Here is a 14,022-nt window from a genome sequence, read left to right as displayed (position 1 = left end):
GTGCCCGACTGGCTGCGCTACGACGCGGCCATCGCCGTCTCCACCATCTGAGCGGCGTCCCGGTAGACCGCCAGCAGGTCCAGGTCCTCGCCCGGGTAGTTGACGATGTCCACCTGCTCGGCGCCCGAGTCGGGCAGGACCGTGCCGGTCGTCATATGTGCGTTGTTCAGTACCAGTCGGGGCTTCTTCTTCGACAGGTCGGACAGCTGCTTCGCCGTCACGGCCTCCGGCCCGTAGGTACCGGCGAGGTCCGCGCCCGCCATCTTCGCCGCCCACGTCGAGAACACCTGGGCGACGACGGTGGGCCGCTTTCCGTCCGGCCACTGGGCCTTCAGGTCCTTCTGCAGGGTGCCGTATTCGGAGTCGAAGGACGCGGTCCACCGGGCGGCGGCGTCCTGGGTGCCGAACATCTTGGCCAGTCGGGTCACCTCGGCCTTCGCCTTGTCCGCGTCGTTGTCGAGGCTCACCTCGACCAGCTCGGCGTCGGACCCGGCCGCCTCCTTGATCTTCGCGGCGTACGGCTCGAAGGGGGCGTAGAGCACGTAGTCGGCGTCGGCCACCGCCGCCAGGTCGGAGGGCTTGGGGTCGTAGTCGGGGGCGTGCTGCACCGACTGCGGGACGATGACCTTCACGTCCTGCGCGCCCGCGGCCTTGGCGAGGGCGCCCTCCCAGGTGGTGGTGGCCACGACGACCGGCTTGTCCGAGGAGTTCTTGGCGCCGGAGGACGTGGATTCGCTGTCGCCGCCGCAGCCGGTGACGGTCAGGGCGAGCCCCGCGGTGAGGGTCAGTGCGAGGACGGGAGTGATGCGGACGCGGGTGCGCGCCATGAGCTGATTTTCCGTTCGGGGATGAGATGGACGGCGAGGACGACCACGCCGGCGGTGAGGACGAGGACGGGCCCGGGCGGCCAGTCGAAGCGGAGCGCGACCAGGAACCCGGTGAGGTTCACGGCGATTCCGATGCCGACCGCCCAGGCGGTGATGGACTTCAGGGACGTGCCCAGGCGGCGGGCGGCGAGCGCGGGCAGCAGGGTGAGCGCGTCGACGAGCAGCGCGCCGGTGAGCTTGATGGCTCCGGCGACGGCCACCGCGACCAGCACGAGCAGCACCAGGGTGAGCCGTTCGACCCGTACGCCGGAGGACAGCGCGAGTTCACGGTCGTACAGCAGCAGGGCGAGATCGCGGCGCTTCCACCAGAACAGGGCCGGGACGACGACGGCCAGGGCGCCGATCACCCACAGGTCGGCGGTGCCCACCGACAGGATCGACCCCCACAGCAGGGCGAACGCGCCCGCCGCGTTGACCCCGGAGACCGCGAGCACGAGCAGCGCGGCCGCGATCGCCAGGCTCATCAACAGGCCCATCGCCCCCGACAGTCCGTCCGGGGTGCGGGCCAGCGGTGCGACACCGGCCCCCGCGAGGGCGCAGGCGAGCAGCGCGCACAGCATCGGGTCGAGCCCGGTCAGCAGACCGACCGCGATGCCGAGCAGCGCCACGTGCATCATCGCGAACCGCACCGGCATGATGTCCAGCCCGACGATCACGACACCGATCACGGGCAGGCCCGCGGCCGCCAGCAGCAGGGCGAGGCCCGCGCGCTGGACCGGGGCGAGTTGCAGCAACTGGCCGACGTCGGCCGCGGCGAAGGCGTTCACCGCACCTCCCGAAGACAGACCGCGGCCAAGGCGTTCACCGCACCTCCCGCAGACAGCCCGCGGCCATGTCCAGCACCCGGTCGCAGCGGTCGGCCAGCGCCCGGTCGTGCGTGACGACCACGACGGTCACCGGCAGGGACAGCAGCACGTCGGCGGCCTCCTCCTGCCCGGCGAAGTCGAGCGCGGCGGTGGGCTCGTCGGCCAGCAGCACCCCGGCGCCGGCGGCCACACTGCCGACCGCCCGCGCCAGGTACATCCGCTGCAGCTGTCCCCCGGACAGGGTGTGCAACGGCCGGTCCACCAGGTGTCCCACATCCAGCTTCGCCGCCGCCTCCACCGCCTCGGCCCGCGCACCGCCGCTGGCCAGCAACTCCCCGGCCGGCAGCGGGAACCGGCCGGTCGCCGGTTTCTGCGGAATCCACGCGCAGGCCCGGCGCCGCCACGCCCACTCGGCCGCGCTCCGGGTGTCCCGGCCGCCCACCAGAATCCGGCCCCCGCACTGGCGGTGCAGGCCGAGAACCGCCCTCAGCAACGTGGTCTTGCCTGAACCGTTGGTGCCGGTCAACGCCACCCGCTGGCCGGCCGCGACGTCGAGGTCGACGTCCCGCACGGCCTCCACACGGCCGTGCCGGCAGGCGACCTCGCGCATCACGACGTCCAGTCCCTCCATGCCACCTCCTCGCTCCTCCACAGCAGTCGGAGGGAGGGGGCGGCTGGTTCCCGGCGATCGCGGGCAGCGAGGGGCGTCGTCGGCCTTCTCCGCGTCGGACAGGCGGGCGGCGAGATGCAGCACCTCGTACGCCCGCGGCGCCATCGGTACCGTCGGGCGGCGCGCCACCCCTTGCTCTGGGGTGATCCCGCACCATAGTGGTGCGACATGAGCACGGAACCGATCGATCCGTTCGAGCCGGGACATCCGCACGGCGCCCCGGTGACCGCCGCGCCCGACCGCGCCCTCGTCGGTATCGGGATGGCCGCCGTCGTCGCCGTCGTCCTGTGGGCCTGGCTCGGCGACGAGTCCTTCGACAGCGTCTCCTCCGCGAGTCTGGGCTGGGTCCTGGACAACTTCGGCTGGCTGTTCGTGGTCGCCGCGGACGTGTTCCTGGTCCTGTGCCTGGTGATCGCGTTCAGCCGGTTCGGCCGGATCAGGCTGGGCAAGGACGACTCCGAGCCGGAGTTCGGCAACCTCGCCTGGATCGGGATGATGTTCAGCGCCGGCATGGGCATCGGGCTGATGTTCTACGGCGTCGGGGAGCCGCTCACGCACTATCTGAGTCCGCCCCCGGCGAGCGGTGTGGCGGCCGAGTCCGCCGGAGCGGCGCGTGCGGCCATGGAGTACTCGTTCTTCCACTGGACGCTCACCCCGTGGGCGATCTACGGGATCGCGGGGCTGGGCCTGGCGTACTCCACGTTCCGCAAGGGCCGCGGCAATCGGCTCAGCGCCGTGTTCGTGCCGCTCATCGGGGCCCGGCGGGCCGTGTCGTGGCAGGGCAAGGTCATCGATCTGCTCGCCGTCTTCGCGACCGTCTTCGGCACGGCGACGAGCCTGGGCCTGGGCGCCCTCCAGGTCGCCGAGGGGCTCGATCTGACGGCGGGGATCGACGCCACCCGGAACACGGAACTGATCATCATCGCGGCCCTGTCCGCGGCGTTCGTCGTCTCGGCCTTCTCCGGTCTGCACCGGGGCATCAAGTGGCTGTCGACGCTGAACGTCGTGCTCGCGGCGGCCCTGATGGCGTTCGTCTTCCTGCTCGGCCCGACCGTCTACGTCCTGGACACGATCCCGGCGTCCGTGGGCGGCTATCTGAGCAATCTGCTGCCGATGGCCACGCGCACCGGCGCCTTCTCCGACCACGCCTGGCTGGGCGCCTGGACGATCTTCTACTGGGCCTGGTGGCTGTCGTGGGCACCGTTCGTGGGCACGTTCATCGCCCGTATCTCGCACGGCCGGTCCATCCGCGAGTTCCTCATCGGTGTGCTCCTGGTGCCGAGCGGTGCGACCGTCGTCTGGTTCTGCGTGATGGGTGGTACGGCACTGCGGCTGGAGTCGACGGGGCAGGCGGACCTCGCGGGTGCGGTGGAGGACGGCGCCGAGGCGTCACTGTTCGCGATGCTGGACGCGCTGCCGATCGGCACGGTCACCTCGTTCGTGGCGATGGTCCTGGTGATGACCTACTTCGTCACGAGCGCCGACTCGGCGTCGCTGGTGATGGGCTCTCTGACCAGCCGAGGCGCCCTGCACCCGCTGTCGTGGCTGGTGGTGATGTGGGGCGTGCTGATGGCGTCGGTGGCGGCGGTACTGCTGGTGGTGGGCGGACTGAACTCCCTCCAGACGGCCACGATCCTGGTGGCGCTGCCCTTCGTGGTCGTCATGCTGCTGCTGTGCGGGGCACTGCTGAAGGAACTGCGGGAGGACCCGGGCGCGGGCCCCACCCGCCATCACGCGCTGCACGGCCTGCAGGACGTCGTACGCACGATGGTCGGCGACGCCGTCACGGAACAGGCCCCGGCGCGCCACTACCGGCTGCGACGGGCGGCGAAGGCCCGCAGGGAGACCGACGACGAGCCGTGACGGTCGGCATCCCTGCGCGGCGTGCCGGGCTCTGTTCAGGTGACCGGCGGCATCTCGCCGGGGCGGGAGTCGAGGCCCGTGCGGTGGTTGACCCAGGAGCCGCGGGTGAAGTCGGGGACGGCGACCGGACGGCCGCCCGCCGCGAGGGACTTGACGCTCAGCGGGATCGGGGAGCACCAGGCGGCGGCGTCGTAGACGTCCATGTCGGGGACGAGCCCGGCACGCATCTGCTGCACGGTGCGCCACTGCAGGACGTAGTCCATTCCGCCGTGTCCGCCGTTGTTGGCCGCGTCGTCACCGATCTTCTGCCAGAGCCAGTGGTCGAACTCCTTGAGGTAGGTGTCGAACGACCGCCAGGTGTGGCCGCTGTGATCGGGCTCCAGGTACACGCGGCCCCCGCCCGCTGAGGTCACTCCGGCGTAGTCCTCGAAGATGCCGCGGCTGCCGGCGAGTGAGTTGATACGGCTGTAGGGGCGGGGCGAGCTCACCTCGTGCTCGGCACGGATCACCCGGCCCTGGGCGGTGTCGATCAGGCAGGTGATCAAGTCACCGTTGATGTAGGTCTCCTTCCAGCTGGGGTGGGATCGCGGGACGAACCGCGCGCGGTAGTCGGCCAGGCCTCTGGGCTCGGTGGCGGTGGCCCGCAGCGTCGTCATGCGGTCGCCGCGGTTGATGTCCATGGCCGCGGCGATCGGGGCGAGGCCGTGCATGGGGTAGAGCGACGCGGTACTGCGGGTGTGCCACAACCGTCGCCAGGAGTCGGTGTAGTACGTGTCGGAGAACAGCAGTGCGCGCAGGTCGTGCAGGTAGCCGCCGTGGCCGTTGGTGACGTCGCCGAAGAGGCCGTCGTGGGCCATCTTCAGCATGGCCAGCTCATTGCGGCCGTAGGAGCAGTTCTCGGACAGGAACAGGTGTCTGCGGGTCCGCTCGCTGGTGTCGACGAGGTCCCACAGTTCGCGCAGTTCGGTGGCGATGGGCAGTTCGACGATGGCGTGCCTGCCGGAGAGCAGGGCGGCGCGGCCCTGTTCGTAGTGGAACTCCCAGGGGGTGGCGACGTAGACGAGGTCGATGTCCTCGCGGCGCAGCATGCGTTCGTAGGCGTCGGCGGAGCCGCCGTACTCGGCGGGCCGGGGGCGGCCTTCGGCGGCCAGTTTGTCGGCGGTTCGGCCGGCGCGGTCGGCGCGGATGTCGCAGACGGCGGTCACGGTGCAGCCGGGGACGGCGGCCCATCCCGAGGCCATGCCGTGGCCCCGGTTGCCGAGGCCGATCAGGGCGACGCGGACCGTCCGGTACGTGTCGAAGGGGACGTTGATCATCGACTTCTGGCCGCGGCGCGGGGCCGGTGGGGTGTCGGCGGTTGGGGCCGCGTGGGCGGTGGCGGTGCCCAGACCTGCGACGACGGCACCGGAGGCCAGGGCTCCGCCCATGAGAGTACGGCGTGAGACGGCAGGGATTTCATGCATGGCGCTGAACGCTCCCTTGTGGGTGGCCGACTGCTCTTGTCGCCGAACGACTCTGTCGACCGGGCGACGGAGTGTCAATAGGTGCTCAAAGAGAGGCTGTTGCAAGCAGAAATGAGCACCCAAGGGTGACCGGTGGGCAACGAGCCGGTGTGCCTACGGGGCCTGCTCTTCCGCCTCGCCGAAGCGGGCCAGCGCGAGGGCGCCCGCGATGGAGGCCACGAAACCGGCGACGGCCAGCGGCGCGAGCCCGTGGCGGGTGGTGTCGCCCAGCCAGACGACGCCGAACAGTGCGGGCCAGACGGTCTCGCCGGTGACCATCGCCGCGGTGGCGGAGGTGACCGAGCCGGACTGCAGGGCCGCGATCAGGAGCAGATAGCCGGTGATCCCGGAGACGATCACGGCGTACACCGCCGGATCGACGAGCAGGCCGGGCAGAGTCAGTCCCTGCAGCAGCCGCGCCGCGACGGACACCAGGCCGAAGCTGATCCCGGCCAGGCCGCCCAGCACGGCCGCGCGGTGCCGCAGCTCCCCCAGGCGGAGGTTCAGTGCCCAGCTCACCAGGGCGAGCCCGACCGAACCCACCAGCACCGCGAGCCGCATTCTCTGGTCGCCGTCCCCGCCGGTCTCCCGGCCCGCGGCGATCGCCATCAGCGCGAGCCCGCCGCACACCGCGGCGACGGCGGCCCACTCCACCCGTCGCAGCCGGATGCGCAGCACGATCGCCGAGACGATCGCGGTGACCGCCAGTGCCGCGGCGACCGCCGCTTCGACGAGGAAGAGGGGGACCGAGCGCAAGGAGAGCAGTTCGGCACCGAATCCCAACGTGTCGAGGGCGACTCCCACGATGAACGGCCACTGCCAGGTGGCCCGCACGGTCGCCCCGGCGCCGCCGGCCACCCTTCGCGCTCCGAGCGCCTGGAACACGGTCGCCGTTCCCATGAAGACGGCGGCGCACAGCGCGAACAGCAGGCCGAGTCCCATGACCGCAGGCTAATGGGCCGACGGTGCCTCGGAGCGGAGGGCGGCCCGCCGTGGTGTCGCGACCGGCGTCGGGGCGGTCCCGCCGGTCAGAGCCCGTCCTCGCCCTCCAGGAAGGTGCCCAGCACTTCGATGTCCGCGATCCGGGAGGGCTCCACCTGGTACGGGTCGTCGCCGAGCACCACGAGGTCCGCTCGCTTGCCCGGGGTGAGGCTGCCCGCGTCGTGCTCCCAGTGGCAGGCGTGGGCGGCGTCGATGGTGTAGGCGCGCAGGGCCTCGTCGACGGTGATCGACTCGTCGGGGCCGACGGCCAGCCCCGACTCCGAGGCCCGTTCGACCATGAACTGGATGGCCCGCAGCGGCGCGCCGTTCGCGACCGGGCGGTCCGAGCTGCCCGCCACCCGGACGCCGTGGTCGAGGAAGCCCCGGCCGCGGTAGAGCCAGCCCGCCCGGTCCTCCCCCATGACGGCGGCGTAGTCGTCCCCGTAGTAGCGCAGAAAGCTCGGCTGGACGACGACGGTGACCCCGAGCGCGGCCAGCCGGGGCAGCTGGTCGGGGCGGACCAGGCCCGCGTGCTCGATGCGGTGGCGGGCCTGCGGGCGGGGGCGCAGTCGCTGCGCCCGCTCCAGGGCGTCCATGGCGACGTCGACCGCCCGGTCGCCGATGGCGTGGATCGCGAGCTGCCAGCCCGCGCGGTGCCCCGCCACGATGGTGTCCTCCAACTCCTCGGCGCTCGTCTGGAGTTGCCCGGAGGTGTCGGTTCCGCGGTAGGGGCTGGTCAGCGCGGCCGTGCGGGCCATCATCCCACCGTCGGTGAAGATCTTCAGGGCTCCCAGGGAGAGGGCACCGTCGCCGAATCCCGTGCGCAGGCCGAGTGCGAGGGCGCGGCTGGTGGTGTCCTCCGGGGCCGTGCGGACGCGGTCGAGGGCGTCGGCCGCCACCATGAGCTGGACGCGTATCGGCAGCCTGCCTGCGTCGTGGGCGAGCTGGTAGGCGGCCGCCTCGATGGGGCTGTGGCCGATCAGACGGCCGCCGACTCCCGCCTCGGCGCAGGCCGTCACGCCTTCGGAGCGGCAGACGCGTGCCGCGCGCTCGATCGCTCGGGCCAGTTCGTCCAGGGAGTGCGGTGGCCGGGTCCGCAGGGCCGCTCCCATGGCGCCCTCCACTAGGAAGCCGTCGGCGCTGACCGCCTCGGCGGGGAGGTCTCGCAGGATCGCGGTGTTGACCAGGCAGGCGTGGCCGGAGAGATGGCCCAGGTACACCTTGCGGCCCGCGCTGACGGCGTCGAGGTCCGCGGCCGTCAGCGGGCGGTCGAGGGTGCGCTGGTCGTAGCCGCCGAAGTCCAGCCAGGCGTCGGCGGGCGCCTGGGCGGCCGCGTCCGCGACGACCCGGAGTACGTCGTCGGCCCGGGTGCTCGGCGCGACACTGGGGACGGCCGCCTTCAGCCCGGTCCAGGCCAGGTGGACATGGCTGTCGATGAAGCCCGGCAGCACCACGGCTCCGTCCAGGTCGTGGGTGCGCCGCGCCGGGAGTCCCGCCACCTCTTCGTCCAGGCCGACGACGCGGCCGCGCCAGATGCCGAGTTCGCGGGCGATCGGGCGGGCCGGATCCATCGTGATGATGCGGGCGTTGGTGATCCTCGACGAGAGCAAGGACGGCTCCTTCCGGTTCTCCCCGGCGACCTGCTGGCACACAGCTCGTTCATATGTTTAGGTAAGGCTAACCTAAGGGGGCTCCGGTGAGGGAAACGACCGGTCCCGACCGCGACTTGGCGGCCTGGGCCGATGGTGTGCTGGCGCGGATCGACGCGCAAGAAGGACTCGACGGCGAGTTGCTCGCCGCGTTGGGGCGTGGTCCGAGCCTGCGCGAGGAGACGCTGGCGCGCATGGCCGAGGCCGTGCGGGCGGCGGCCCTCGGCTTCGGTCCGGCCGGCTGCGCCGCGGCCGCCGGGGTGCCGGAACGGCTGCTGCTGAACTGGCAGGACCGCAACCCCGCGTTCGCCGCGGCGATGTCGGGCGCGCGGGCACTGGCCCGGTCGCACGGGTCCGACGGCGACGGCGCCGCGCGCCCGCCGGCCCCGGCCGCGTTGCTCGTGCTGCTCCAGGCGATTCGCGCGGGCGCCCAGCACGCGTCCGCGGCGGCGCTCGCCGGCATGCCCCGGGCGGCCCTCAGCAGGCTGCGCAAGGAACGCCCGAAGGTGAACGCGCTGATCCTCGCGGCGCGTCGCGCCCGGCCCAAACGGGCAGATCGGCGCGGCAGTTCGACGTACGCACACAGATACCGGCTCGTCAGCGTCGATGATGCCCCTTCGAGTCCTCAAGGGGGTAGCCGCGAGGGGCAGTTCTGATTAGCCTTACCTAAGTTTTGTGCACCATGTATGGGCGCTGTGAACCCCCTTCCGGAGGGATGCGTGAGAAAAGCGGACCTGCCGGGGCGGAGCGTCCTGTGGCGTGCGGTCGGCGGACAACGCCGCGATGTCGCGCTCGGCGCGGTCCTGGGCATGGGTCACCAGACGGGCGAAGCCCTGGTGCCGGTGCTCATCGGACTGGCCGTCGAACGAGGCGTCGTGGACGGTGACGCGGGCGGACTGCTGCTGTGGCTCGGCGTCCTGGCCGTCGTCTACGTCGGGCTGTCGTTCAGCTTCCGCTTCAGCGCACGAGCCGGCGAACGCGCCTCCGTGACCGCCGCGCACCGCCTCAGGACCCAGCTGATCGGCCGCGTCCTCGCTCCCGAAGGCGGCGCGGAGGACGGCCGGTTGCCCGGGGAGCTGGCGAACACCGCCACCGAGGACGCCAAGCGGGTCGGCGCCGTCACGATGGCGCTCATCGTCGGCATCGCGGCCGCGACCGGGCTGGCGGTCGGCGCGGTCGTCCTGCTGCGTATCTCCCTCGTCCTCGGTCTGCTCGTCCTGCTGGGCACCCCGCTGCTGCTGTGGCTGGTGCACCTGCTGAGCAAGCCCCTGGAGCGGCGCAGCGAGACCGAGCAGGAACGCGCGGCGCGGGCCTCGGGCGTCGCGGCGGACCTCGTGGCCGGGCTGCGGGTGCTCAAGGGCATCGGCGCCGAACCGGCGGCCGTCGCCCGCTACCGCCGCATCAGCCAGGAGTCGCTGACCGCCACCTTGCGCGCGGCCCGGGCCGAGGCCTGGCAGAACGGTGTCGTCACCATCCTCACCGGCGCGTTCCTCGCGCTGGTGGCACTCGTCGGCGGGCGACTCACCGCGCGCGGCGACATCAGCCTCGGTGAACTCGTCTCGTCCGTCGCGCTCGCGCTCTTCCTCATCGGCCCGCTCTCCGAGTTCTCCTGGGTCAACGCGCAGCTGGCGCAGGGCCGCGCGTCCGCCGCCCGGATCGCCGAAGTGCTCGGCGCCGACCGGGCCGTGACGCCGTCGGGGCCGTCCGGCAGCACCGTCCTGCGACGGGTCGAAGGCCGACTGCGGCTGAGGGGCCTGTCGTACGGCTCTCTGCGCGAGGTGGACATCGACATCACCCCGGGCGAGACGGTGGGCGTGGTCACCACCGACCCCGCCGACGCGACGGCCCTGCTGCGCTGCCTGGGCCGCCACGCCGACCCGGAGAGCGGCGCGGTGGCACTGGACGGGACGGAACTGCCCGCGCTGAGCCTCGCGGAGGTGCGGGCCGCGATCCTGGTCGCCGAGCACGACGCCGACCTCTTCGAGGGCACGCTCCTCGACAACGTCACCGCCGCCGTCGGCGCCCACGCCGCCGCTCCCGTCACCGCCGCGATCGCCGCGTCGGGCACGGACGAGGTGGTACGCGCCCTGCCCGACGGTCCCGACACGGCCGTCACCGCACGCGGCCACTCGCTCTCCGGAGGTCAGCGGCAGCGGGTGGCCCTGGCCCGGGCGCTGGCCGCCGACGCGCCGGTGCTCGTGCTCCACGAGCCCACCACGGCCGTCGACGCCGTCACGGAGGCGGGCATCGCCGCCGGGATCCGGGACGTCCGCGGCGGCCGCACCACCGTCCTGGTGACCAACAGCCCCGCGCTGCTCGCCGTGACCGACCGGGTCGTCCTGATCGACGGCGGCAGGGTCACCGCGACCGGCACCCACGAGCACCTCGTCCACGACCGCGCCGCCTACCGGACGGCGGTCCTCACATGACCGAGCCCCGCACCGACAGCCGACCCCACTCCCCCCTCCTCCCCGTCGCCACCCCGGCCCGCACCCGCGCCGCCGTCGCCGAACTGCTGCGCCCGCAGCGGCGGTTGGCCCTGACCGCCTTCACCGTCATGGTCGCCTCCACGGCCGTCGGGCTGCTCGTGCAGCCGCTGCTGGGCCGGATCGTCGACCTGGCCGCCGACCGCGGCTCCGTCGACGCCATCACCACCATCGCGGCGCTGCTCCTGGCTGTCGCCGTGGCGCAGGGTATTACGGCCGGGTTCGGTCTGTCCCTGATCTCCCGGCTGGGTGAGACGACCCTGGCCCGGCTGCGCGAGCTGTTCGTCGAACGCGCGCTGGGACTGCCGCTGGAGCGGATCGAGAAGGCCGGCGCCGGTGATCTGACCGCACGGGTCACCGCCGACGTCTCCCTCATCGCCGAGGCCATCCGCAACGCCCTGCCCGAGCTGGCCCGGTCGCTGCTGACCATCGTCCTCACCCTGGGCGCGCTGGCGCTGCTCGACTGGCGTTTCCTGCTGGCCGCGCTGCTCGCGGTGCCCGTGCAGGCGGCCACCGCCCGCTGGTACGTCGCCCGCGCGGTCCCGCTCTACGCCGAGCAGCGCCGGGCCGCGAGCGCCCAGCAGCAGCAACTTCTCGACACCATCGCGGGCAGCTCCACCGTGCGCGCCTTCCGGCTGGAACGGCAGCACACCGAGCGGGTCACCGAGCGGTCCTGGTCCGTGGTGGCGCTGACGATGCGCGGAGTGCGGCTCGTGCTGGGCTTCTACAGCCGCCTGCACATCGCCGAGTACCTCGGACTCGCCGCCGTGCTGTGCACCGGCTACTGGCTGGTCCGCCAGGGCTCGGCGTCCGTCGGCACGGCGACCGCCGCCGCCCTGTACTTCCACAGCCTGTTCGCCCCGGTCAACTCGGCGCTCGTCCTCCTCGACGACGCCCAGTCGGCCACGGCGAGTCTGTCGCGGCTCGTCGGAGTCACCGACCAGCCACCGCCCCCGGAACGGACCGGTTCCGTCCGGTCGGGCGGTGTCGAGGTCACCGTGCGGGGCCTCGGTCACGCGTACCGGCCCGGCCATCCCGTCCTGCACGACATCGACCTGACGATCCATCATGGTGAACGCGTGGCCCTCGTCGGTGCCAGCGGCGCGGGCAAGACCACGCTGGCCCGACTGATCGCGGGCATCCAGCCGCCCACGACCGGCACCGTCCTGATCGGCGGCGTGCCACCGACCGAACTCGGCGCGGCCGCCTCCCGCACAGTCGCCCTGATCACCCAGGAGACCCACGTCTTCGCGGGCCCGCTCGCCGACGACCTCCGCCTCGCCAAACCCGACGCCACCGACGGCGAACTGCGCGCCGCGCTCGACCGCGTCGACGCCCTGGCCTGGGCCGAGGCGCTGCCCGACGGCCTCGACACCGTCGTCGGCGACGGCGGGCACCGGCTCAGCGGCGCACAGACGCAGGCTCTCGCGCTCGCCCGGCTCATCCTGGCCGACCCTCCCCTGGTGATCCTCGACGAGGCCACCGCCGAGGCGGGCAGCTCCGGAGCGCGCGCCCTGGAGAAGGCGGTCGCCCAGGCGGTGGACGGCCGCACCGCGCTGATCGTCGCCCATCGCCTCAGCCAGGCGGCGACCGCCGACCGCATCGTCGTCATGGACGCGGGCCGCGTCGTCGAGGCCGGCACGCACGACGAACTCCGCGCCGCCGCGGGACGCTACGCGGCCATCTGGCAGGCGTGGTCGGACACCCGCGACACCGGCACCCACACCCGCCCCGGCCCCCACACCCCGTAGAGGCACCGCTGAGATCCACCCCCCGCACCGCCCCGCTCCACTGGAACCCGAACAAAAAGGACCACGATGTTCCGCTCCCGCAGAGCACCACGGCTCGCCGCCGCGCTCACCTCAGCCCTCCTGCTCCTCGTCACGGCCACGGCATGCGGCGGTGACGACTCCGGATCCGACGACACGGACGCGGGTGCGCGGGCAGGCGCCTCCGGCGAGTCCGCCTTCCCGGTCACCCTCGCGCACAAGTACGGCAGTACGACCATCGAGTCCGAGCCGAAGCGGATCGTCACCGTCGGCCTCACCGACCAGGACGCGGTCCTCGCGCTCGGCAAGGTCCCGGTCGGCACCACCGAGTGGCTCGGCGGCTACAAGGGCGCGATCGGACCGTGGGCCGAGGACAAGCTGGGCGGCGCCGAGGCGCCCACGGTGCTCAAGGACACCGGCACCGGCCCCCAGGTGGAGAAGATCGCCGCGCTCAAGCCGGACCTGATCCTCGCGGTCTACGGCGGACTCACCAAGGAGCAGTACGAGTCGCTGTCCAAGTTCGCCCCTGTGGTGGCCCAGCCGAAGCAGTACAACGACTACGGCGTCCCGTGGCAGGAGCAGACCGAGACGATCGGCAAGGCGCTCGGCAAGCCGGAGGAGGCCGCCGCGGCCGTCAAGGCGACCGAGGACGAGATCGCGGCAGCCGTCGAGGAGCACCCCGACTTCAAGGGGAAGACCGCGGTGATGGCCACGCCGTACGAGGGCATGTTCGTCTTCGGCAGCCAGGACCCGCGCTCGCACCTCCTCACCGACCTCGGCTTCTCCCTGCCCAAGGACCTGGACAAGGCGATCGGGGACCAGTTCGGCGCGAACATCAGCAAGGAGCGCACCGACCTGCTCGACCAGGACGCCCTGGTGTGGCAGGTCGGCGATGTCTCCAAGGACGCCGACAAGCTGCACAAGGACGCCTCCTACAAGGACCTGAACGTGGTCAAGCAGGGCCGCGAGGTCTACGTCAACGAGACCAGCGACTACGGCAACGCCCTGTCCATGGGCACCGTCCTCAGCCTGCCGTACGTCGTCGAGCGACTGGTCCCGCAGCTGGCCGCGGCCGTCGACGGCAAGACGGACACGAAGGTGGAGCAGCCCGCGTCCTGACGCCCGGCACCGAAAGGAGGGGCGGCCGTACGGCCGCCCCTCCTTTCGTATGCCCGTGGTCAGCCGTCCATGGCCTCGGCCAGGCTCCGGGGCCGCATGTCGGTCCAGTGGGTCTCGACGTATTCCAGGCAGTCCCGCCGCTCCGCCGGCCCGTGGACGACCCGCCAGCCGCCCGGCACGTCGGCGAACTCCGGCCACAGGCTGTGCTGGTTCTCGTCGTTCACAAGCACCAGGTAGACGCCCTCGGGGTCCTCGAACGGATTGCTCATGCTCTTTCTCTCCTCACGGTC

Annotated in this window: 12 protein-coding genes; 5 read left to right on the top strand and 7 right to left on the bottom strand. The window is 72.4% G+C overall.

Annotated elements, in window-relative coordinates; all coding sequences use genetic code 11:
- Positions 1-17 precede the first annotated feature (17 nt).
- The 3 genes from HJD23_RS40360 to HJD23_RS40350 are packed head-to-tail and all read right to left on the bottom strand — an operon-like array spanning position 18 to position 2,324.
- A complete protein-coding gene (locus tag HJD23_RS40360; RefSeq protein WP_171117111.1) occupies positions 18-827 on the bottom strand; it encodes a zinc ABC transporter substrate-binding protein in 810 nt (269 codons plus the stop codon).
- Positions 785-1,654 (bottom strand): metal ABC transporter permease, encoded by an 870-nt coding sequence (locus HJD23_RS40355; RefSeq protein ID WP_171117110.1) that lies wholly within the window; start codon positions 1,652-1,654, stop codon positions 785-787. The genes HJD23_RS40360 and HJD23_RS40355 overlap by 43 nt, the downstream gene beginning before the upstream one ends.
- 34 nt (positions 1,655-1,688) lie before the next feature.
- Positions 1,689-2,324 carry an ATP-binding cassette domain-containing protein gene (locus tag HJD23_RS40350; RefSeq protein WP_171117107.1) on the bottom strand — a complete coding sequence of 212 codons (636 nt, stop codon included), beginning with the start codon at positions 2,322-2,324 and terminating at the stop codon, positions 1,689-1,691.
- 300 nt (positions 2,325-2,624) lie between these two features.
- Here HJD23_RS40350 and HJD23_RS40345 point away from each other — a divergent pair, with 300 nt between their 5' ends.
- Positions 2,625-4,226, top strand: a complete 1,602-nt coding sequence (locus tag HJD23_RS40345) for a BCCT family transporter (protein ID WP_232108313.1) — start codon at positions 2,625-2,627, stop codon at positions 4,224-4,226.
- A 35-nt stretch (positions 4,227-4,261) separates the two neighbouring features.
- On the opposite strand, the gene HJD23_RS40340 is transcribed toward HJD23_RS40345, so the two are convergent.
- From HJD23_RS40340 to HJD23_RS40330, 3 genes are all read right to left on the bottom strand, one after another.
- Positions 4,262-5,689 carry a Gfo/Idh/MocA family oxidoreductase gene (locus HJD23_RS40340; protein WP_171117104.1) on the bottom strand — a complete coding sequence of 476 codons (1,428 nt, stop codon included), beginning with the start codon at positions 5,687-5,689 and terminating at the stop codon, positions 4,262-4,264.
- A 153-nt stretch (positions 5,690-5,842) separates the two neighbouring features.
- Positions 5,843-6,670 carry a hypothetical protein gene (locus HJD23_RS40335; RefSeq protein WP_171117102.1) on the bottom strand — a complete coding sequence of 276 codons (828 nt, stop codon included), beginning with the start codon at positions 6,668-6,670 and terminating at the stop codon, positions 5,843-5,845.
- Positions 6,671-6,756: 86 nt separating this feature from the next.
- Entirely contained in the window at positions 6,757-8,319 is a 1,563-nt protein-coding gene (locus tag HJD23_RS40330) for an amidohydrolase (protein WP_171117101.1), read from the bottom strand.
- Positions 8,320-8,405: 86 nt separating this feature from the next.
- Here HJD23_RS40330 and HJD23_RS40325 point away from each other — a divergent pair, with 86 nt between their 5' ends.
- The 4 genes from HJD23_RS40325 (at position 8,406) to HJD23_RS40310 (ending at position 13,732) form a co-directional block, all read left to right on the top strand.
- Positions 8,406-9,014, top strand: coding sequence for a hypothetical protein (locus HJD23_RS40325; RefSeq protein WP_171117099.1), 609 nt, complete (start codon positions 8,406-8,408; stop codon positions 9,012-9,014).
- Positions 9,015-9,077: 63 nt separating this feature from the next.
- Positions 9,078-10,787: an ABC transporter ATP-binding protein gene (locus HJD23_RS40320; protein ID WP_171117097.1), complete on the top strand. Its 1,710-nt coding sequence runs from the start codon at positions 9,078-9,080 to the stop codon at positions 10,785-10,787.
- Positions 10,784-12,595, top strand: coding sequence for an ABC transporter ATP-binding protein (locus tag HJD23_RS40315; protein WP_171117095.1), 1,812 nt, complete (start codon positions 10,784-10,786; stop codon positions 12,593-12,595). Before HJD23_RS40320 ends, HJD23_RS40315 begins: the two co-directional genes overlap by 4 nt.
- Before the next feature lie 66 nt (positions 12,596-12,661).
- Positions 12,662-13,732 carry an iron-siderophore ABC transporter substrate-binding protein gene (locus HJD23_RS40310; protein ID WP_171117093.1) on the top strand — a complete coding sequence of 357 codons (1,071 nt, stop codon included), beginning with the start codon at positions 12,662-12,664 and terminating at the stop codon, positions 13,730-13,732.
- A gap of 59 nt (positions 13,733-13,791) precedes the next feature.
- Here HJD23_RS40310 and HJD23_RS40305 read toward each other — a convergent pair whose 3' ends face one another.
- Complete coding sequence (locus HJD23_RS40305; protein ID WP_171117092.1) at positions 13,792-14,001, bottom strand: MbtH family protein; 210 nt, start codon at positions 13,999-14,001, stop codon at positions 13,792-13,794.
- Positions 14,002-14,022 lie beyond the last annotated feature (21 nt).

It is taken from the genome of Streptomyces sp. Z423-1, assembly GCF_013009255.1.
Lineage (GTDB): Bacteria > Actinomycetota > Actinomycetes > Streptomycetales > Streptomycetaceae > Streptomyces > Streptomyces gossypiisoli.
The sequence above is the reverse complement of the archived record's forward strand: the minus strand, read 5'-3'. Positions and strand labels throughout refer to the sequence as shown.

What these genes read in the sequence shown, in the direction of transcription:
- HJD23_RS40345 (WP_232108313.1), top strand. Translation starts at nt 2,625, where the DNA reads ATGGCCGCCGTCGTCGCCGTCGTCCTGTGGGCCTGGCTCGGCGACGAG.
- HJD23_RS40335 (WP_171117102.1), bottom strand. Translation starts at nt 6,670, where the DNA reads ATGGGACTCGGCCTGCTGTTCGCGCTGTGCGCCGCCGTCTTCATGGGA.
- HJD23_RS40305 (WP_171117092.1), bottom strand. Translation starts at nt 14,001, where the DNA reads ATGAGCAATCCGTTCGAGGACCCCGAGGGCGTCTACCTGGTGCTTGTG.
- HJD23_RS40310 (WP_171117093.1), top strand. Translation starts at nt 12,662, where the DNA reads ATGTTCCGCTCCCGCAGAGCACCACGGCTCGCCGCCGCGCTCACCTCA.
- HJD23_RS40360 (WP_171117111.1), bottom strand. Translation starts at nt 827, where the DNA reads ATGGCGCGCACCCGCGTCCGCATCACTCCCGTCCTCGCACTGACCCTC.
- HJD23_RS40340 (WP_171117104.1), bottom strand. Translation starts at nt 5,689, where the DNA reads ATGCATGAAATCCCTGCCGTCTCACGCCGTACTCTCATGGGCGGAGCC.
- HJD23_RS40350 (WP_171117107.1), bottom strand. Translation starts at nt 2,324, where the DNA reads ATGGAGGGACTGGACGTCGTGATGCGCGAGGTCGCCTGCCGGCACGGC.
- HJD23_RS40315 (WP_171117095.1), top strand. Translation starts at nt 10,784, where the DNA reads ATGACCGAGCCCCGCACCGACAGCCGACCCCACTCCCCCCTCCTCCCC.